The organism is Mesorhizobium sp. M1D.F.Ca.ET.231.01.1.1 (assembly GCF_003999155.2).
Lineage (GTDB): Bacteria > Pseudomonadota > Alphaproteobacteria > Rhizobiales > Rhizobiaceae > Mesorhizobium.
Genome location: NZ_RZOZ02000002.1, coordinates 361,051 through 380,860, shown reverse-complemented (window position 1 = coordinate 380,860; position 19,810 = coordinate 361,051). Strand labels below are relative to the sequence as shown.

Annotated in this window: 18 protein-coding genes and 1 riboswitch; of the genes, 9 read left to right on the top strand and 9 right to left on the bottom strand. The window is 65.3% G+C overall.

Translation table 11 applies throughout. The features are described 5' to 3' along the window. Window positions 1-221: 221 nt before the first annotated feature. Together EN874_RS08240 and EN874_RS08235 are read left to right on the top strand one after the other, a co-directional pair. Window positions 222-1,520, top strand: coding sequence for an adenylosuccinate synthase (locus EN874_RS08240; RefSeq protein WP_127428597.1), 1,299 nt, complete (start codon window positions 222-224; stop codon window positions 1,518-1,520). Between the two features lie 70 nt (window positions 1,521-1,590). Then, window positions 1,591-3,435, top strand: coding sequence for a hypothetical protein (locus EN874_RS08235; protein ID WP_127428596.1), 1,845 nt, complete (start codon window positions 1,591-1,593; stop codon window positions 3,433-3,435). A gap of 18 nt (window positions 3,436-3,453) precedes the next feature. On the opposite strand, the gene EN874_RS08230 is transcribed toward EN874_RS08235, so the two are convergent. Genes EN874_RS08230 through EN874_RS08215 form a run of 4 tightly spaced genes read right to left on the bottom strand, consistent with a single transcriptional unit; the run spans window position 3,454 to window position 6,515 of the window. Next, entirely contained in the window at window positions 3,454-3,753 is a 300-nt protein-coding gene (locus EN874_RS08230) for a CcdB family protein (RefSeq protein WP_127428595.1), read from the bottom strand. Next, complete coding sequence (locus tag EN874_RS08225) at window positions 3,753-4,037, bottom strand: type II toxin-antitoxin system CcdA family antitoxin (protein ID WP_245516030.1); 285 nt, start codon at window positions 4,035-4,037, stop codon at window positions 3,753-3,755. Before EN874_RS08225 ends, EN874_RS08230 begins: the two co-directional genes overlap by 1 nt. A gap of 11 nt (window positions 4,038-4,048) precedes the next feature. Further along, window positions 4,049-5,869 carry an ATP-binding cassette domain-containing protein gene (locus EN874_RS08220; protein ID WP_127428594.1) on the bottom strand — a complete coding sequence of 607 codons (1,821 nt, stop codon included), beginning with the start codon at window positions 5,867-5,869 and terminating at the stop codon, window positions 4,049-4,051. A gap of 1 nt (window position 5,870) precedes the next feature. Next, window positions 5,871-6,515: a thiamine diphosphokinase gene (locus tag EN874_RS08215; protein ID WP_127428593.1), complete on the bottom strand. Its 645-nt coding sequence runs from the start codon at window positions 6,513-6,515 to the stop codon at window positions 5,871-5,873. Window positions 6,516-6,660: 145 nt separating this feature from the next. After that, window positions 6,661-6,775: riboswitch (TPP riboswitch) on the top strand. Between the two features lie 42 nt (window positions 6,776-6,817). On the opposite strand from EN874_RS08215, the gene thiB reads away from it, so the two are divergent. From thiB to EN874_RS08190, 4 genes are all read left to right on the top strand, one after another. Then, window positions 6,818-7,828: a thiamine ABC transporter substrate binding subunit gene (gene thiB / locus EN874_RS08210; protein ID WP_127428592.1), complete on the top strand. Its 1,011-nt coding sequence runs from the start codon at window positions 6,818-6,820 to the stop codon at window positions 7,826-7,828. Between the two features lie 164 nt (window positions 7,829-7,992). Further along, entirely contained in the window at window positions 7,993-9,684 is a 1,692-nt protein-coding gene (gene thiP, locus EN874_RS08200) for a thiamine/thiamine pyrophosphate ABC transporter permease (protein WP_127428591.1), read from the top strand. Beyond that, window positions 9,681-10,442 carry a thiamine ABC transporter ATP-binding protein gene (thiQ, locus tag EN874_RS08195; RefSeq protein WP_127428590.1) on the top strand — a complete coding sequence of 254 codons (762 nt, stop codon included), beginning with the start codon at window positions 9,681-9,683 and terminating at the stop codon, window positions 10,440-10,442. The genes thiP and thiQ overlap by 4 nt, the downstream gene beginning before the upstream one ends. 207 nt (window positions 10,443-10,649) lie before the next feature. After that, window positions 10,650-12,092 (top strand): M48 family metalloprotease, encoded by a 1,443-nt coding sequence (locus tag EN874_RS08190; RefSeq protein WP_127428589.1) that lies wholly within the window; start codon window positions 10,650-10,652, stop codon window positions 12,090-12,092. Between the two features lie 91 nt (window positions 12,093-12,183). Here EN874_RS08190 and EN874_RS08185 read toward each other — a convergent pair whose 3' ends face one another. Further along, window positions 12,184-14,208: a caspase family protein gene (locus EN874_RS08185; protein ID WP_128261467.1), complete on the bottom strand. Its 2,025-nt coding sequence runs from the start codon at window positions 14,206-14,208 to the stop codon at window positions 12,184-12,186. Window positions 14,209-14,388: 180 nt separating this feature from the next. Beyond that, window positions 14,389-15,252 (bottom strand): RNA polymerase factor sigma-32, encoded by an 864-nt coding sequence (locus tag EN874_RS08180; protein ID WP_126087141.1) that lies wholly within the window; start codon window positions 15,250-15,252, stop codon window positions 14,389-14,391. Window positions 15,253-15,558: 306 nt separating this feature from the next. On the opposite strand from EN874_RS08180, the gene EN874_RS08175 reads away from it, so the two are divergent. From EN874_RS08175 to EN874_RS08165, 3 genes are all read left to right on the top strand, one after another. Then, a complete protein-coding gene (locus tag EN874_RS08175; RefSeq protein ID WP_127425897.1) occupies window positions 15,559-16,332 on the top strand; it encodes an amino acid ABC transporter substrate-binding protein in 774 nt (257 codons plus the stop codon). A gap of 117 nt (window positions 16,333-16,449) precedes the next feature. Then, the gene (locus EN874_RS08170) at window positions 16,450-17,130 is read left to right on the top strand and encodes an ABC transporter permease subunit (RefSeq protein ID WP_126087143.1); all 681 of its coding nucleotides are present in this window, start codon (window positions 16,450-16,452) and stop codon (window positions 17,128-17,130) included. Beyond that, window positions 17,127-17,903 (top strand): amino acid ABC transporter ATP-binding protein, encoded by a 777-nt coding sequence (locus EN874_RS08165; RefSeq protein ID WP_127425898.1) that lies wholly within the window; start codon window positions 17,127-17,129, stop codon window positions 17,901-17,903. The genes EN874_RS08170 and EN874_RS08165 overlap by 4 nt, the downstream gene beginning before the upstream one ends. A 71-nt stretch (window positions 17,904-17,974) precedes the next feature. Here EN874_RS08165 and EN874_RS08160 read toward each other — a convergent pair whose 3' ends face one another. The 3 genes from EN874_RS08160 to EN874_RS08150 all read right to left on the bottom strand — a co-directional run bounded on the left by EN874_RS08160 (window position 17,975) and on the right by EN874_RS08150 (window position 19,806). Next, window positions 17,975-18,556: a CarD family transcriptional regulator gene (locus EN874_RS08160; protein ID WP_040974338.1), complete on the bottom strand. Its 582-nt coding sequence runs from the start codon at window positions 18,554-18,556 to the stop codon at window positions 17,975-17,977. 375 nt (window positions 18,557-18,931) lie between these two features. Further along, on the bottom strand, window positions 18,932-19,270 hold the full coding sequence (gene fdxA / locus EN874_RS08155) for a ferredoxin FdxA (RefSeq protein WP_126087145.1): 339 nt from the start codon (window positions 19,268-19,270) through the stop codon (window positions 18,932-18,934). Window positions 19,271-19,419: 149 nt separating this feature from the next. Then, complete coding sequence (locus EN874_RS08150) at window positions 19,420-19,806, bottom strand: RNA-binding S4 domain-containing protein (protein ID WP_127425899.1); 387 nt, start codon at window positions 19,804-19,806, stop codon at window positions 19,420-19,422. Window positions 19,807-19,810: the final 4 nt, after the last annotated feature.

Below are 19,810 nucleotides of genomic sequence, written 5' to 3'. Positions count from 1 at the left end.
GGCATGGGAGGCGCGTTCGAAGTTCGGAGCCGGCCTACGGCGACGGCCAGGCCAAGTAAATGATGCGAAAGCCGGAATTTGTTGTGCCTGGCTTGTTGCGTCTGGCTTGATGCGCCTTGGGCTGGTTTCGACGGCAAAGAAGGGGTCGCATCGGCATGCACATGAGGTTATAGAGGCCTGTCGTTTCAAGCCGCCAAGGCGGCATCTCAAGGGAAAAGAACATGGCCAATGTGGTGGTCGTCGGCTCGCAGTGGGGCGACGAAGGCAAGGGCAAGATCGTCGACTGGCTGTCGGAACGTGCCGACGTGGTCGTGCGCTTCCAGGGCGGCCACAACGCAGGTCATACGCTGGTCGTCGACGGCAAGGTCTACAAGCTTTCGCTCCTGCCGTCCGGCGTGGTCCGGCAGGGCAAGCTGTCGATCATCGGCAACGGCGTGGTCTTCGATCCGCATGCCTTCGTCGCGGAGGTGGCCAAGCTCAAGGAGCAGGGTGTGGAGGTGACGCCCGAGCGCCTGAAAATCGCCGAAAACACCGCGCTTATCCTGTCGTTGCACCGGGAACTGGACGGGTTCCGCGAAGACGCCGCCTCGAATTCCGGAACCAAGATTGGCACGACCCGCCGCGGCATCGGCCCCGCTTACGAGGACAAGGTGGGCCGGCGCGCCGTCCGGGTGATGGATTTGGCGGATTTGGAAACGCTTCCCCTGAAGGTCGACAGGCTGCTGACGCACCACAACGCGCTGCGCCGCGGGCTCGGCCATGCCGAGGCGACGCATGAGGCGATCATGCAGGAGCTGACCTCGGTGGCCGGCGAGATCCTGCCTTACATGGACCGCGTCTGGAAGGTGCTCGACGACAAGCGTCGCGCCGGCGAGCGCATCCTGTTCGAGGGCGCGCAGGGCACGCTCCTCGACATCGACCACGGCACCTATCCTTTCGTCACCTCATCCAACACGGTGGCGGGGCAGGCGGCCGCCGGCTCCGGCACCGGTCCCGGCGCGATCGGTTATGTGCTCGGCATCACCAAGGCCTATACGACGCGCGTCGGCGAAGGGCCGTTCCCGACCGAGCAGAAGAACGAGATCGGCGAATTCCTCGGCACTCGCGGCCACGAATTCGGCGTCGTCACCGGCCGCAAGCGCCGCTGCGGCTGGTTCGACGCGGTGCTGGTGCGCCAGGCGGTGGCCGTCAACGGCATCAAGGGCATCGCGCTCACCAAGCTCGACGTGCTCGACGGGCTGGACGAAATCAAGGTCTGCACCGGCTACCGCCTCGATGGCGAACCGATCGACTATCTGCCGGCCAGCCAGGGCGCCCAGGCGCGCGTCGAGCCGATCTATGAGACGCTCGAAGGCTGGAAGGGGACGACGGCCGGCGCCAGGAGCTGGAACGATCTGCCGGCGCAAGCCGTCAAATATGTCCGCTACATCGAGGAGCTGATCGGAGCGCCGGTTGCGCTGCTTTCCACCAGCCCGGAGCGGGACGACACGATACTTGTGACCGACCCGTTTCAAGACTAGTTTCACAGCCCTTCCCGGCGCCACGGCTGATTTGCGGCCAGCCGGGGAAAGAATGCAGGTCGACTGACGCATGGCAGATTTCGTTGGTGTTCTGAAGAAGCAGCTCGAGAAGCACGGCGAGCCCTCGTCCGAGCTGCGCAAGCGGATTTACGAGAATGCGCGTGCGGCACTGGCGAAGCAGCTCGCGAACTATTCTCCACCGTTGTCCGCCGATGTCGTCAGCAGGCAGAAGCGCTCGCTCGAAGACGCGATTTCCAGCGTCGAGCGTGATTATGCCAAGCCCGCTCCGGCGCCCAAGCCGGCTCCGGCAGAAGACCCGCTGGCGGAGCTGGAGCATATCTTCTCGTCGATCGACCGCAACAAGAACCAGCCGAGCCACGTCCGGCAGCCGTCCGTGGCGAAGCCCGAACCCGCCAAGCCGGAGCCGTTCAACCCGGTGCCGGCTCCGGTCAAAACGGAACCAAGCTGGCAAAGCGCCCCAAAAACCGAGCCAAGCTGGCAAGGCGCGACGAAGACGGAGCCCGGCGGCTGGCACAAAGTGCCCGCGGCACCGCCGTCGATGCCCTCGCCGCGCGAGGACGATGTCGGCCTGCCCGGCATGAACGCTGCCGAACCGGACGACGGCAGCGATGTCTTCGCCAGTGACGAGCAGCCGGCGCCGGACAATTTTCAGCGGCTGCGGTCGCCGGCGCGCAAGCGCAGCTATGGCGGTTTGATCGCCGCTGTCGTCGCGTTGCTGGTGCTGGGCGGCGGCGGTTACGGCGTCTGGCTGAACAAGGATGCGTTCCGCTCGATGCTCGGTCTGAACGGCGGCGGCAGCAAGACGGTCTCGGTCGAGCCATTGGTGAAGCCCGCTCCGGCAAAGCCGGCTACCGAGACGGCGGCGGCGCCGCCCGCCGGGGGCGCCAACGCAGCCGGCGCCAACGAACCGGCCGAAACAAAGTTCACCCAGCGCCTGACGCCTGAAGGCAAGGAGGTCGATCCCGGCCCTGCAGGCGGACCGAGCACCATCGGCGAGGGTGAATCCGTGGCTGCGCTGACCACGCCGCCGCCGGCCGCGCCTGCAACGACCGCTCCGCCGGCCGCGCCTGCGACGACGGCTCCGCCGGCCGCGCCTGCTACGACGGCTCCGCCGGCCGCGCCTGCGACGACCACGCCGCCGGCCGCAGCCGCACAGACGCCGAGCGCGACCCTGCCCACCGCCGGAGCAACCCCGCCGGCGCCCGCCGGTGTCGCCAATCCGCCCGCGCCGGCTGCCGGGGCGACACCGCCTGCAGCGGCTACGACCCCGCCCGCCGCCGGCACAACGCCTCCCGCCGCCGGAACCACGCCTGCGCCGGCGACGGCCCAGGCGACCGTACCGGTCGGCCAGAAGGCGATCTTCTATGAGGAGCGCACCAGCACCCAGCAAGGCACCGCCGAGCCCGGCAGCATCGTCTGGTCGCTGGTGCAGGAATCGCCGGGCGGCGACCTGCCGCCGGAGCCGGCGATCCGCGCCGAGGCGACCATACCCGGCAAGGACATCCAACTGCGCATGACCATCCGGCGCAACACCGACCAGACGCTGCCAGCCAGCCACATCATCGAGATGATCTTCCTGACGCCGGAAGGGTTTGACGGCGGCGGCGTCGACAACATCCTGCGAATCGCCATGAAGAGCTCCGAGCAGGACGCCGGCAGCCCGCTGATCGGCATCCCGGCCAAGATCGCCGACGGCTTCTTCCTCGTCGCGCTCAACGACACCAAGGCCGACGAGGACGCCAACCTGACGCTGCTCAGGGGGCAGGACTGGATCGACGTGCCGGTGGTCTACAAGACCGGACGCCGGGCGCTGCTTACCATGGAAAAGGGCATTCCCGGCGAGAAGGTCTTCGATGAGGCGCTGAAGGCCTGGGCGACGAAGACTTCGGGGTGAGGAAAGATTGTCGTCCGCTCAGAAGCCTTGGAAAAGCATATCAAGAGCGGCGACGATATCGTCGTGGTGTCTTGCAAGATTTCCTTCTGCCGCCCGCAGCTCGGAAGCCGTCAAAGCCGACATGAATTGAGTGACCATCACATGGTCCTCGCCATCAATCCTGAAGATTGGATTCAGCCTGCGGGCCGGCAAGGGCGCAATGTTGGGCGGCAGAAGCGGAACGACGACCTTGGTGTCGAGGTGCTCCAGCAGGTCGGATTGGACGTCGAGGAGATAACCGCCGCTTCCCGCGTTTCGGTAGAAGTCATATCGGGCCATCAAAATAGCCGGTACTTGGCTAAAGGCAGGCCGTTGCGCTTGACGTAGTCGTTGGAGCTTTCGAGCGCCTGCTTGTTCTCTTCCTGCCAGCGCCGCGTCTTTTCAGCAGAAATTGCCTTGGCGATGCCTTGCTCGGCAGCACGGGACATGTTGATCCCCAATGCCTTAGCCTCCTCGATCAATCTGGAATCGATCGAGGTGTTGACCGATTTGCGCTGTGGTTTTGCGGTTGATTTGAGCACAGTCGCCTCATTTATGCGCATAAGGTAGGCGCATAAATGCATGCAGGCAAGGGTTATCCCTCCATGTCCTCCCGCAGCATCTCCAGCTCAAGCCATTGTTCCTCAAGTGCCGCCAGCGTCGTGCGCTCCTTGTCGAGCGCCGCGATGGTCTTCTGGAACGAGACGGGATCGCGCTCGTAGAAGGACGGATCGGCGATGTTGTTCTCCAGCCGCGAGATCGAAGCCGTCACCGCCTCGATCTTCTTCGGCAGCGATTCCAGCGCGAATTTCTGCTTGAAGGAGAGTTTCTTCGCCGGCCCTTTCGAGGTTGTCAGCTCGGCCTTGGGCGCAACGCCCGCGTCGGCGGTTTCGGCCTTGGACTTCGCCCGGCGCTCTTCAAGCCTCGAGCCGCCGCGCTGCGCCAGCATGTCGGAATAGCCGCCGGCATATTCGACCCAACGGCCGCCGCCGTCGGGCGCGATCACGCTGGTGACGGTGCGGTCGAGGAAATCGCGGTCGTGGCTGACCAGGATCACCGTTCCGGCAAAGCCGGCGACCAGTTCCTGCAACAGCTCCAGCGTCTCCATGTCGAGGTCGTTGGTCGGCTCGTCGAGCACCAGGAGGTTCGCCGGCCGGGCCAGCACGCGAGCCAGCAGCAGGCGCGCCCGCTCGCCGCCGGAAAGCTCGCGCACAGGCGTGCGCGCCTGTTCCGGCTTGAACAGGAAATCCTTCATGTAGGAGACGACGTGGCGCTGCTCGCCATTGACCACGAGGTTCTCGCCACGGCCGTCGGTGAGGTAATGCGCCAGCGTCTCCTGCGGGTCGACGGCCTCGCGCTTCTGGTCGAGCGCCGCGATCTCCAGATTGACGCCGAGCCGCACTGTGCCTGCATCCGGCGTCAGCTCTCCGGTCAGCATCTTGAGCAGCGTCGTCTTGCCGGCGCCGTTGGGGCCGACAAGGCCGACACGGTCGCCGCGCTGGATGCGGGTCGAAAAACCCTTGACGACGGTGAGGTCGCCAAAGCTCTTCTCGATACCCTTGGCCTCGATCACCAGCTTGCCGGATTCGGCCGCGTCGCTCGCCACCATGGTCGCGGTGCCCTCGGCGCCGCGATGGCTGCGGAAGCGCTGGCGCATGGCCTGCAGCTCGCCGAGGCGGCGCATGTTGCGCTTGCGCCTGGCGGTGACGCCATAGCGCAGCCAATGCTCCTCGCGCACGATCTGGCGGCCAAGCTTGTGCTGCTCGCGCTCTTCCTCTTCCAGCACCTGGTCGCGCCATTCCTCGAAATGCGCAAACCCCTTGTCCAGCCGCCGCGTCTGGCCGCGGTCGAGCCAGACCGTGGCACGCGAGACGCGTTCGAGAAAGCGACGGTCGTGCGAGATCAGGATGACGGCGGACGAGGTGCGGGCAAGCTCCTCTTCCAGCCATTCGATGACCGACAGGTCGAGATGGTTGGTCGGCTCGTCGAGCAGCAGGATGTCGGGTTCGGGCGCCATGACGCGGGCAAGCGCCGCGCGGCGCGCCTCGCCGCCGGAAAGGTCGTTCGGCCGTTCCTCCCCCGTCAGGCCGAGATGATCCATCAGATAGGTGGCGCGATGCGGGTCGTCGGCCGGGCCCAGCCCTGCCTCGACATAGGCGCGCACAGAGGCAAAGCCGTCCATGTCGGGCATTTGCGGCAAATAGCGAACCGTCGCCGAAGGCTGGCGGAAGACCTCGCCATCCTGCGGCTCGATCAGCCCGGCGGCGATCTTGAGCAGCGTCGACTTGCCGGAGCCGTTGCGGCCGACAAGCGCGATCTTCTCGCCGGCGGAGGCACTGAGCGCGGCGCCGTCGAGCAGCGGCGTGCCGCCAAACGTCAGTTTTATGCCGTCGAGATTGAGAAGAGGCGGAGCCATGTCAGCTTTCGGGAAGAGGATAGGGATGGGCGAGCAGCAGCGCCCGGCCACGCTCGAGCGCGATCTCGAGCCGGCCCTTGACCTCGTTTGATATAGTGAGCGAGGAGCCGAACGCCACCTCGACACGGTCAAGCGGCCACTTGGCGCCGGAGACCGTCAGGCCGGCGAGCTCGGAAAAGCCCAGCACCGAAAACAGCGTGCCGTCGGCGTAGTCGAAGCCGGCTGTGCCGGGCAGGATGGGCACGCCTTCCTGGGCGCCGCTGGTCAGCAGCACCGTCGTGCCCGCCTCGGCCAGCCGCACGCTGAGAGCCAGATGCAGGAAGGCATGGTCGGCGCGCTTGCCGCCGAAGGCGCCGGCCAGCACCAGGCTGGTGGCGCCGCGCGCGAGCGCTTCGGCGATGGCCAGCTCGCCATCGGTCTTGTCCTTCTCGGCCGGAAAGATCTTGCGCGGCACGGCGGCGAGGTCGGCCGGAAGGTTCGCCGGCACCGAGTCGAAGTCGCCGACCCAAAGCTCAGGGATCAGCCCAAGCATGCGGGCATGGCCGATGCCGGCGTCGGCGGCGATGACGCGGGAGCCTTCGATCTGGCGATCGAGCCGAGGCGTGCGGACGAGGTCGCCGCCAAGCAGGATGGTGAATGTGCCCATGGGCGTCGCCCTTACCAGCCCCGGTCGTGAAACGGAAGCCAGGCGCATCCAAACCAAACGGCGCGCGTTCCAGAATAGGCCGTGATGCATTGGATGCCCGGCAAACTTCCGCTTGCGCGCCGCATCGGCCGGGCCTATGTCTCGAAACGCTCTAACGGGGTGCCGGACGCTGACTTCGCGAACCGGCTGAGAGGCGACAAAGCCAACCCGCTGAACCTGATCCGGTTTGTACCGGCGGAGGGATTAGACGTTTCGGACCATCCGACGCCTCAATTCCTTTAACGCGAACGAAGGAGGCGCCGATGCGCTCATTGTTGTCCCGGCTTATTCTCGCGATAGGCTTTGTTTCACTTCTGGCAGGCATCGCGCCCGCCGAGGCGAAGGACAAGCTCACCGTCTATACCTATGAAAGCTTCACCGCCGACTGGGGTCCGGGACCCGCGGTGAAGAAGGAATTCGAAGCCGAATACGGCTGCGATCTCGAATTCGTCTCCGTCGCCGACGGCGTGGCGCTGCTCAATCGCGTCAAGTTGGAGGGCGCCGGCACCAAGGCCGACGTCGTGCTCGGCCTCGACACCAACCTGACGGCCGACGCCAAGGCGAGCGGACTGTTCGTGCCGCATGGTGAAGTGTCCGGCACCAATGTGCCGGGCGGCTGGAGCGATGACACGTTCGTGCCCTTCGACTACGGCTACTTCGCCGTCGTCTACGATACCGAGAAGCTGAAGAGCCCGCCGAAAAGCCTGAAGGAACTCGTCGAAGGCAACGCCGCCGACAAGATCGTCATCCAGGATCCGCGCACCTCGACGCCCGGCCTGGGGCTGCTGTTGTGGGTGAAGTCGGTCTATGGCGACAAGGCGCCGGAAGCCTGGGCGAAGCTCAAGGCAAAAGTGCTCACCGTGACGCCTGGCTGGAGCGAGGCCTACGGCCTGTTCACCAAGGGCGAGGCGCCGATGGTGCTGTCCTACACAACCTCGCCGGCCTACCACATGGTGGCCGAGAGCACCGAACGTTACCAGGCGGCGTCCTTCGAGGAGGGCGAATACCTGCAGATCGAGGTCGCCGGCATCACCACCACGGGCGCGAAGAACCCGCTGGCGGAAAAATTCATCGCTTTCATGACCGGACCGAAATTCCAGGACGTCATCCCCGAGACCAACTGGATGTTTCCGGCCGGCAAGACCGACAAGCCGCTCAATCCGGCCTTCGACAAACTGGTGAAGCCGACCAAGACCTTGCTGTTCAGCCCGGAAGAGGTCGCGGCCAACCGCAAGGCCTGGGTGGACGAGTGGCTGGCGGCGATGAGCAAGTAGGCTTTCGATCTCGTCGATGTCTGCGCCAAGCCACCCCCCTCTGTCCTGCCGGACATCTCCCCCTCAAGGGGGGAGATCGGCAGCTTGGGCGCCTCGCTCAGTCCTTCAGCGCAGGAGATTGGCGAAAGCCGATGTGACGGCCAATCTCCCCCCTAGAGGGGGAGATGTCCGGCAGGACAGAGGGGGGCGCGAAGGAACGCGGCGTTCGTTGGCTCGAACCCCGTTGGTGCAGCGTGCAGTCCGCACCGCGCCCTGACTCCCGCGTCACCGCCGGCATCGTCGCCCTGGTGGCAATCGCCGTGCTCATCGGCGGCGCCTTCGCCGGGCTCATCCTCGAAGGCGCGAACGACCCATCCGGCGCTCTCGCCGCCTTCGACGGTTATCTCCTGCGCGTCGCACGCTTCACATTGTGGCAGGCGCTGCTGTCGACATTGCTGTCGGTCGCGCCGGCGCTGCTGGTGGCACGCGCCCTGTCCCGGCATCCGGGCTTTCCGGGCCGTCGGCTGATCCTGCAGCTCTTCGCCGTGCCGCTGGCGCTGCCGGCAATCGTGGCGGCGCTCGGCATACTGGCACTCTACGGCCGTGCCGGCTACTTTGCCGGCGTCCTCGGCAGTCTTGGCGCCGGGGAATGGCCTGGCATCTATGGCCTTTCCGGCATCCTCATCGCGCATGTCTTCTTCAACCTGCCTTTGGCCACGCGCCTGTTCCTGGAGGCGCTTGGCACCGTGCCGGCCGACCAGTGGCGGATGGCGAGCCAGCTCGGCATGGGGGCTTGGCCGGCGTTGCGGCTGATCGAATGGCCGGCGCTGCGCGCGACGTTGCCGGGCGTCGCCGGGCTGGTCTTCATGCTCTGCATCACCTCCTTCACCATCGTGCTGACGCTGGGCGGCGGACCGGCCGCGACGACCCTGGAAGTCGCCATCTACCAGGCGCTGCGCTTCGATTTCGATCCCGCGCGGGCCGTGACACTGACGTTTCTCCAGATCGTTCTGACCTTTGTCGTGGTCGCCATGCTGACGCGGCTCGGCGCCAACACGGTCGGCGACGCCAATTTGCCGGTCGCGCCACGGCGCTATCTTGCGGCAGGCAAGGCTGAGACGGTGCTGAATGCCGGCCTGATCGCGCTTGCCCTGCTGTTCGTCGCCGGGCCGATGGCGGCGACCGTGCTGGCCGGCCTGAAGGCCGATCTCGGACGGTTGGCCGGCGAGGAGGCGGTGCGCCGGGCGACGCTCACCAGCGCCGGGCTTGCTTTGCTGTCGGCGCTGGCAAGCGTCGCGCTGTCCCTGGCGCTGATCGCCGCCCGGCGCGCGCTGGCCATGCGGTGGCGCGCGGGCGGCGCCACGTCGCTGCTCGAGCATGCCACCGACACTGGCGCCGGTTTCGTGCTCGTCGTGCCGCCTATCGTCGTCGGCGCCGGCTGGTTCCTGGCCCTGCGCACCATCACCGATGTGTTCGCCATCGCGCCGGTCATGGTCGTCGCCGTCAACGCGGTGATGGCGATGCCGTTCGCCATCCGCGCCGTTCGCCCGGCCTACGATGCGGCGAGCGAGCGTCATGAGCGGCTCTGCCTGGCGCTCGGCATTTCCGGCTGCAACCGGCTGCGCCTGGTCGACTGGCCGGCGCTCAGGCGGCCGCTCGCTACGGGCTTCGCCTTCGCCATGGCGCTGTCGCTCGGCGACCTCGGCGTGATCGCGCTGTTCGGCAGCGATTCGGTGCAGACCTTGCCCTATCTTCTCTTGGCGCGCATGGGCAGCTACCGGACCGCCGACGCCGCGGGGCTGGCCTTGCTGCTCGGCCTCGTCTGCCTGATGCTGGTGGTCGCCGCCGATTGGCTGGGGCGGGAGGCAACGGCATGACAGGGACGACCGACGGGATCGCGGCACAGAAGGCGCTCGCCGTCGCGCTGAAGGGCGTTTCGTTCAGCTATGGCGAGGCGTCGTTCCGCTTCGACGCCGAATTCGCCGCCGGCAGGATCACCGCCGTCATGGGGCCAAGCGGTTCAGGCAAGTCGACGCTGCTCAACCTGGTCGCCGGCTTCGAATCGCCCGATGCGGGCAAGGTGCTGATCGGCGGCGTCGATGTCGGCACTGCCGCGCCTTGGGCGCGCCCGGTGTCGATGGTATTCCAGGAAAACAATCTGTTTGCCCATCTTTCGGTCGAGGGCAATGTCGGGCTCGGCCGCTCGCCATCGCTCAAGCTCACTGCCGCCGACCGTCATTCGGTCTCGGAGGCACTGGGGCGCGTCGGCCTTGCCGGCAAGGAGAAGCGGCTGCCGCGCGAGCTTTCGGGCGGCGAGCGCCAGCGCGTCGCGCTGGCAAGGGTGCTGCTGCGCGACCGTCCGGTGCTTCTGCTCGACGAGCCTTTCGCCTCGCTTGGTCCTGCGCTGCGCGACGACATGCTCGACCTTGTGGCCGGCATCCATGCCGAGCGGCACATGACGGTGGTTTTCGTCACCCACCAGCCGGAGGATGCGCGCCGCATCGGTCAGGAGATCGTGTTTGTGGACGAGGGCAGCGTCGCGGCAACGGGGTCGGCCGCCGATTTCTTCGACGGCTCTGGACCGGTCGCCTTCCGGCGCTATATCGGCGATCGAGGCGGCAGCGTTGCCGGATGACAACACATTGCCCGGAAGCGGACATAATTTGCGGCCAAACCGGCTGCGGGTAATCCGGCGTTTGCTTGCCTTGTCCGGGGGAGTGTGGCTAGGTCCGGCCATGCTGGTCCGGAGTGGCCGTGATTTGCCGAAAGATTTCGAAAGGAAGCCGATCTGACGACCGGCATCGAGAGAGTGTGGACGAGGCCGCTGGCGCGATTTTTCGCGATGGCCGGCTTTGCCGTGGCGCTGGCGAGCTGCCAGATGTTCACGCCGCCGGACGTGCAGGAGTCCGGCTTCCAGCCCTCTGACAAGCCGATCACGGTCGACAACGTCGTCGCCAACGCCAAGCTCGCCGAAATGGCGAAAGCGCAGCATCCGCGGATACTCGCCACCTATGGCGGCGAATATTCCGATCCGAAGCTCGAGCGCATGGTGGCCAAGGTCGTCGGCAACCTGACGGTGGTGTCGGCCAACCCGACCCAGACCTATCGCATCACCATTCTCAATTCGCCCAACGTCAATGCCTTCGCGCTGCCGGGAGGCTATCTCTACGTCACGCGCGGGCTCCTGGCGCTTGCCAACGATTCCTCGGAACTCGCGGCCGTCATCGCGCATGAGATGGGCCACGTCACCGCGAATCACGGGTTGCAGCGGCAGCAGCTCGAGGCCGAGGAAGGGCTGGCGACCAAGGTGGTCTCCGACGTGCTCGGCGACAGCCCGACCGCCAAGGCGGCGCTCATCCGCGGCAAGCTGAAACTGGCGCAGTTCTCGCGCAACCAGGAACTGCAGGCCGACGCCATCGGCATCAAGTCGATCGGCGAGGCGGGCTATGACCCCTATGCCGCCGGCCGCTTCCTGCAGTCGATGTCGGCCTATACCGATTTCCGCTCGGTCAGCGGCGCCACCGATGCCAGCCTCGACTTCCTGGCCACGCACCCCAACACGCCGCAGCGCATCGAGCTGGCGCAGCGCCTTGCCCGCAATTTCGGGCCACCGGGCGTCGGCACGCGCGACCGCGATGCCTTCCTCGCCGGCATTGACGGCCTGCTCTACGGCGACACGCCGGAAGAAGGCTATGTGCGCGGGCAGACCTTCCTGCATCCGGGCCTCGGCGTCTCGTTCTCGGTGCCGGACGGCTTCGTCATCGACAATTCGGCGGCCGCCGTGACCGCGACCGGTCCGGGCGACATTGCCATCCGATTCGACGGCGTGGCGATCGACAAGTCGGTGTCGCTGACCGACTACATCCGAAGCGGCTGGGTCGCCGGACTTGAAGACTCGAGCGTGCGCCAGGAAACGGTCAACGGCAACGAGGCGGCGATGGCGCATGCCCGCGCGCAAGGCTGGCAGTTCGACATCGCGGTCATCCGCGCCGGCGGGCAGGTCTACCGGCTGCTCACCGCCGCGCCTTCGGCCAGCAGCGCGCTGGAGCCGGTCGCGCGCTCGGTCAGCGGTTCGTTCCGCACGCTGAGCGCGGCCGAGAAAGCGGCGCTGAAGCCGCTGCATATCAGGGTGGTCACCGTGCAGCCGGGCCAGAACATGGGCACGCTTGCCGCCCAGATGGTCGGCGTCGACCGCAAGCTCGACCTCTTCCGCGTGCTCAATGCAATGTCGCCCGGCGCGACCGTATCGGCCGGCGACAAGGTCAAGATCGTCACCGACAGGTAGGGCCAGCGCCCGCATTCAGGCGGTTTCCGCGAGGACGACTCGGCGCCGTCTGTTCGATTGGCGCCGCGCACGCCAACGCTGTTGGTATCCGTCAGAAGAGCCCGGAGCTGACGCCGTCAAAGCCGCCGGTGCTTCCTGTGTCGGAGCCGGTGCTGGTGCCGGTGTCAGAGCTGCCACTGCTGCTGCCTTCAGAGCTTCCGTCATCGGAGCCGCCGCCGCCGCGGGGCTCGGGATGATCGCCGTTACTGCCGCGCCAAGGCGCCGGTCCGGTATCGATCGGTACCTCGACGACCGGTGGCGTCTTTGGCGTGGGTATGCGGACCACCTTTATCTTGGTGATTGTTTTCCGCACGACCTTGGGCTTGCACACCGCTGCCGTCTGGGTGCTGCGCGCGGGAAGACCGAGAATGCTCATCGAATACACGCCTTGCCGTTCGATGCCGGCTCTGAGGAAAGCCAGGGCGCGGGCCGGGTCGGCGGGCACGCCATTGCGGCCTTCCTGGAAGATCAGGGCGAGATCGTTCATGGCGTTGATATGCCCCATCGCCGCCGCCCTGAGCAGAAGGTCCAGCCCCTTGCCGGTATCGCGCTGGACGCCGAGGCCATTGAACAAGGCGCGTCCCCAGGCGGCCATGGCGTAAGGGTCTCCCTTGTCGGAAGCTTGCGAATAGAAGCCGCTTGCTTTCGTTGGATCCACGGCCGTCCCTATTCCGGACGAGGCGATGGAGCCGAGCTCGAAGACGGCGCGGACATGCCCCTTGTCGGCGGCATCCTGGATGGCCTTCCTGGCCTCATCGACCTTGCCGGCCGCCAGCAGCGCCCGCCCGAGCTCATAGTGGAAGCGGGCGACATCGGGGTAGGCCGTCACCGCCGCCTCGCAAGCCTCGACAGCCGCGCCGCCGATCTCGTTCGGCAACCTGCCGCGAACGACGCCTTGCAGGTCCAGCGGCGCGCCCGCGGCCTGGTCGCAGGGGTTGAGGCTTGGCGACAGCTTCATCGTCGCCGACCTGGACGCGTTGCCGGCGCGGATTTCGAAGCCAACCTCGACGGGAGTTGCCGAACCGATCTGCGGCTCGTAACGCAGATTGTCGACTTCATCGGCCGTCAGGCTCGATTGAGGCGGCAATATGCGATCCGGCAACGACAGCATTCCGGTTGCCGGATAGCTCGCCAGCTTCAGGCTGACCGCGGGATCCCCGGTCGGAAAGTCCAGCTTCAATGAAACCGGGCCAACGCCGACTGGAATGCTGATGTCGCGGCTTTCGATCGCCTCGGCGGCACCGCTGGGCAGGTTCAGCGCGCCAAGCTCGACGCCCGACGGCTGGACTTTCTCCGGCGCCGGTTGGCTCGGGCCGCGCAACAGCACCACGTCGTCGATCAGCGAGGAGTTTTCCCAGGGAACCTGCTTGCCGTTGGTGGCTTTGACCACGTCGCGGCGCACGGCCGCCATCACGGCGCGGATCTCCTGGTCCGGCGCCAGCGCGCGGCGGGTGAAGGCGGATGAGAAGGGGCTGAGGCTGCCGGCGCCGTCATAGGCGACCGCTCCCGGCTCGGTGGCGAAAGCAATCAGCGTGTTCAGCGAGCTTTTCACCTGCGCCAGGCCGGTGTCGCCGGCGACGATCAGCTGGTCGCGCAGCCAATAGTCCTTGCGCGGGAACGGATTGTTGCGGCAGGCATCGAGGATGATCACCTGGATCTTCGACTTCGAGCGCAATTGCTCCAGCACGTCGTCGAGCTTGATCGCCTGGACCTCGATGTCGGCCGCGGCCTTCAGCGAGGCGTCGACCGGGATGAGGAAATTCTCGCCGCCGATCTGAAAGCCATGGCCGGAATAATAGACGACTGCGAGATCGACGCCGTCGGCCGCGGCAAGATAGTTGCGGAACTGCTCCTCGAACTCCAGCTTGGTGAGATCCCTGGCGACGAACACATCGAAGCCGGCCAAGCGGAACGTGTTCGCCACGTCACGAGCATCCTTGTCCGGATTCTTAAGCGCCGGGATTTGTTGGTATGCGGAATTGCCGATCACAAAGGCAACCCTGCGATCGGCGTGAGCTTCGAACGCCGTGAACCCCACGAGGATCAAGGCCGCAAGGAACGCGTAGCATCGCAGCATGGCAAATCCCCCATCCGCTATGGTATGTTGGCTCAACAAAGACCAGTTGCGGCACGCGGGTCTGTTAAAGAATTCACAATACGCCGATTTGGAAAAGAAGAAAGGTCGCTGCGTTCGCGATATATTTTGGGTTTATAGATATTTATAGATATTTTGGCCTCAGCAACTTCAAGTTGCTGCTCAGGCTGCTTCCGCCAGGAATTCCGGGTTCTGCTTGACCAGCGCCACCCGCAGCTTTTCCATGGCCCGCGCTTCGATCTGGCGGACGCGTTCCTTGGAGATGCCGAGCGCTTCGCCGAGCGATTCCAGGGTGGCGCCGTCGTCGCTCAGCCGACGCTCCTCGATGATCCGGAGCTCGCGGGCGTTGAGCGCGCCGAGCGCGCTTTTCAGCCAGATGGCGCGGCGCTCAATGTCGATCGTCTCGCCGACCACCTCGTCGGGAAGCGGATCCTCCGAGACCAGGAAATCCATCCGTTCGGCGGCGCCGTTCTCGTCGGCCAAAGGGGCGTTGAGCGAGCTGTCGGGTGCCGAAAGGCGCGAATCCATCATCGCCACGTCGGCCTCGGGCACGCCGAGCGCGGCCGAGACCTCGCGATAGAGCGAGGCGTTGGAGATCGGCTCGGCGCCATTGGCGAGCCGGGCGCGCAATCTTCTCAAATTGAAGAACAGCGCCTTCTGCGCCGAACTCGTCCCGCCACGCACGATCGACCAGTTGCGCAGGATATAGTCCTGCATCGAGGCGCGGATCCACCAGGTGGCGTAGGTCGAGAAACGCACTTCGCGGGCGGGCTCGAAGCGGGCCGCGGCCTCCAGCAGGCCGACATGGCCTTCCTGGATCAGGTCGCCCAGCGGCAGGCCGTAATGGCGAAATTTGGAAGCCATCGAAATCACCAGGCGCATGTGGGCGACGGTGATCATGTGTAGCGCGTCCTGGTCGTTCTTCTCCCTCCAGCGTATGGCCAGGAGATGCTCCTCGTCGCGCTCGAGATAGGGAGCCTTCATTGCCGCCCGGACCAGTGTCCGTCCTGCCACATCCTCGATCATGCGGGCTCCTCTTGGAGGTCGTTGCGCCGATGGCGGTTGAAAAGACGCTGCCGCGCCCTACAACAGCCTGCAACGTGTCAGGCGCATGGATGGTTCCGTGCGGCGGAGGCGCGCATGCATTGCGCCTCGCACGGTTTTGTTATCGATCCCGGGCGCGTGCCTGTCGCGATTTGCATCGATTTTGAGGATCAGATTTCTGGCCGAGCCAATGTTTGAAATCTGGTTCCTTATTTCGCGGACATCTATCTGTCAGTTTGCGGCTCTCACAATGCGCCGGGGCACCGGTCAAAACGGGATCACAGAAAAATGAAATGGCTCAAATCGCTCCTCGTCGCCGGAACGTTGCAGGTTCTGGCGGTTACAGCCGGTCACGCCGGCGCCAATCTCGACCAGATCAAGCAGGCAGAGGTCATCAAGGTCGGCACCGAGGGCACCTACGCGCCCTTCACCTATCATGACGAATCCGGCACGCTGGTCGGCTTCGACGTCGAGATCGCCAAGGCGATCGCCGAAAAGCTCGGCGTCAAGGTGGAATTCCTCGAAGGCAAGTGGGACGGCCTGATCGCCGGTCTCGACGCCAACCGCTACGACGCCGTCATCAACGAGGTCGGCATCACCGACGCGCGCAAGGCCAAGTATGATTTCTCCGATCCCTACATCGCCTCCAAGGCGGTGCTGATCGTGCGCGGCGACAACAGCGACATCAAGACCTTCGCCGATCTCAAGGGCAAGAAGGCGGCGCAGTCGCTGACCTCGAATTTCGGCAAGCTCGCCGAGAAGAACGGCGCCGAGCTGGTCGGCACCGACGGCTTCGACCAGTCGATCCAGCTGCTGCTCACCGGCCGCGCCGACGCCACCATCAACGACAGCCTGTCCTTCCTCGACTTCAAGAAGCACAAGCCCGACGCCAGTGTGAAGATCGCCGCGCAGGAAGAGAACGCGGACTATTCCGGCGTCATCGTGCGCAAGGGCGATCCGGAACTGGTGGCGGCGATCAACAAGGCACTGGCCGACATCAAGGCCGACGGCACCTACAAGAAGATCGCCGACACCTATTTCGGCCAGGACGTTTCGCAGTAAGACACCAGCTTCGTTCTTTTGATCCCGGCGGGCCGTCTTTGACGGTCCGCCGGTTTTTGCGTGATAGTCATCCAGATACCGGGCAGACGCTTTCGCATCCGGAAAAGAGAGGGCTCCGTGCCGCACTGGCTGCAATTGATGCTGGAATCATTGCCGACGCTGCTGTGGGCGGCATTGATCTTCACCGTGCCGCTGACGCTGCTGTCTTTCGCGCTCGGGCTCATCGCCGGGCTGGTCACGGCGCTGATCAGGCTGTTCGGCCCGAAGCCGCTGGTCGCGCTCGTCCGGTTCTATGTCTGGATCTTTCGCGGCACGCCGCTGCTGGTGCAGCTGTTTTTGATCTTCTATGGCCTGCCGTCGGTCGGCGTCCTGCTCGATGCCTTTCCCGCCGCGCTGATCGGCTTCACGCTCAACATCGGCGCCTACACCTCGGAGATCATCCGCGCCGTCATCGGCTCGGTGCCGAAAGGGCAATGGGAGGCTTCCTACTCGATCGGCATGACCTGGAGCCAGGCGATGCGGCGCACGATCCTGCCGCAAGCAGGCCGCGTCGCGGTGCCGCCGCTCTCCAACACCTTCATCTCGCTGGTCAAGGACACATCGCTCGCGGCGGCGATAACGGTGCCCGAGATGTTCCAGGCCGCGCAGCGCATCGTCGCCACCACCTACGAGCCGCTGATCCTCTATGTCGAGGCGGCCGCGCTCTACCTGGCGATGAGTTCGGTGCTGTCGGCGCTGCAGGCTCGGCTGGAGGTGCGGCTCAATCGGTATGGCGGCTTCCTGGAGGCCAATGCATGATCGGCCTCACCGATATCGAGAAGCGCTTCGGCGACAACCTTGTCCTGAAGGGCGTCACCGTCAGCATCGACGAGGGCAGCGTCACGGCGCTGGTCGGGCCGTCGGGCGGGGGAAAGAGCACGCTTTTGCGCTGCATCAACCTGCTGGAGATCCCGACCTCCGGCACCTTGCGCATCGGCGACGAGACACTGGAATTTCACGCGGGCGCAAAGGTGCCGGCAAGGGATGTCCAGCGCGTGCGCCTGCAGACTGGCATGGTGTTCCAGAACTTCCAGCTCTTTCCCCATCGCACCGCGATCGAGAATGTCATGGAAGGGCTAGTGACGGTGCTGAAATGGCCGCAGGCCAGGGCCCGCGAGCGGGCGCTGGCGCTGCTCGAAAAGGTCGGCATGGCGCACAAGGCCGATGCCTGGCCGGCGACGCTGTCCGGCGGCCAGCAGCAGCGCGTGGCGATCGCCAGGGCGCTGGCGCCGTCGCCGCGCGTGCTGCTTTGCGACGAGCCGACCTCAGCGCTCGATCCAGAACTGGCGCAGGAAGTGGTCGATGTGCTGGGACAGCTGGCCCGCGATGGCACCACCATGGTGATGGCCACGCACGATCTGAGGCTCGCCTCCAAGATCGCGCAGGAAGTGGTGTTCCTCGATGCCGGCTCGGTCGTCGAAAAGGGCCCGGCCGCCATCGTGTTCGACAATCCGGAGCGTGAGCGGACCAAGCGCTTTATCGCCTCGCTGCGCCAGGAAGAGGCGCAGAAGGAAGCCGGCGGCGAGGGATAGGTTTGGCGCCGGACCCAACAAAAAAAACCCGGCGCAAGGCCGGGTTTTTCGTGTTCGGTTGAGCGCAAAGCTCAGGCAGCTTCTTCCTGCTCGGCTTCCTCGTTGTCGGCCTTGGCGCCGCGCTTCGGGCCCTTGTTGAGGTTGACCTCGATGAGGCGCACCGCTTCCGTCTCCGACATGCGGTTGACGGCGGCGATCTCGCGGGCCATGCGGTCGAGCGCGGCTTCATAGAGCTGGCGCTCGGAATAGGACTGCTCCGGCTGGTTGTCGGCGCGGTAGAGGTCGCGCACCACTTCCGAGATCGAGATCAGGTCGCCGGAATTGATCTTGGCGTCATATTCCTGCGCGCGGCGCGACCACATGGTGCGCTTGATGCGGGCGCGGCCCTGCACGACCTTCAGCGCGCGGTCGACGTAATCCTCTTCCGACAGCTTGCGCATGCCGATCGAGGTCGCCTTGGCGACCGGCACCTTGAGACGCATCTTGTCCTTCTGGAAATCGATGACGAACAGCTCCAGCTTGTGACCCGCGACTTCCTGCTCGTCGATGGCCACGATCTGGCCGACGCCATGCGCCGGATAGACGATGAACTCACCGGTCTTGAACCCGTGACGGGCCGCGGTGGACTTCTTCTGCGGGGTGATCGTTGCCATTACGCCCTGAACTCCTTAGTTGTAGCGCCGGCATGGCGGCGCCGGCTGAACCCACGTGACCGGCGTTGGCCGATCGTTAGCCGCACAACAGGTGAACCCGCCGGAAAAACCGAGACCGACAACCCGCACGAATGCGACCGCCTGCCCCAGATCGCTCTGGTTGGGGTTTGAAAAGCTCACCTTTCAGTGATTTGGGGCGTTAGCGCCATAAATCGACGTTGTGTCACCGGCATGTTTGGTTTGATGTAACACAAAAAGTCGGAAGAATCAAGGTTTTGCTGCGTTCGCTAACGTCAAGCGCCATCGCTGCCTGTCAAGACAGCAATTGTATCGGCTCCGTTACGCCGCGTCATGCCGACTTGGGCGGCTGAGCCGTCAGTCGCCTTCGCCAGGCTCGGCCGAGAAATATTTCTCGAACTTTCCGGTCTCGCCGTCAAAGGTCTTGGCGTCGGCCGGCGGCTCTTTCTTGGCGGTGATGTTGGGCCATTTCTCGGCGTATTCGGAATTGACCTGCAACCATTTGTCGAGGCCCGGCTCGGTATCCGGCTTGATCGCGTCGGCCGGGCATTCCGGTTCGCAGACGCCGCAATCGATGCACTCATCCGGGTGGATGACGAGCATGTTCTCGCCTTCGTAGAAACAGTCGACCGGACAGACCTCAATGCAGTCCATGTATTTGCATTTTATGCAATTGTCGGTCACGACATAGGTCATTGCAAGCTCCGGGAGGTCCCGTTTTGTCGGGCTTTTCAAGGTGAGGTAACGCCTTTGTCCGTCGCTTGCAAGGGCAGGGCCTGCCGGCTGGGGCAGCGTGGCGGAATGGAATTCCAGCCGGCTGTCGCGACGAGTTCGGATGGTTCCTTCTAGTCTTCGCCGAGCAGCCGGTCGGTTTGCCGGCGCTCCCGCTTGGTCGGGCGTCCGCTGCCGGCCTCGCGCAGCGCCGGAATGGCGTCGGGAACGGCCTCGCCCTTCGGCGTCGGCAGCGGCGACATGTCCTCGTAAAGCAGGCGCGCTTCCTCGGCCGGGCCGCGCCGGGAACCGCAGCCGAGCAGCTTCCAGACCAGGATCCGGCGGTCGAGCGTGATGGTCAGCACATCGCCGGCCTTGATCAGATCGGAGGCCTGCGCTGCTTTGTCGCGATTGATGCGGACGCGTCCGGCAACCACCAGCTTCGCCGCCAGCGAGCGCGATTTCACCGCACGCGAGAAGAACAGCCATTTGTCGATGCGCTGGCGGCCTTCTCCAACCATCGCA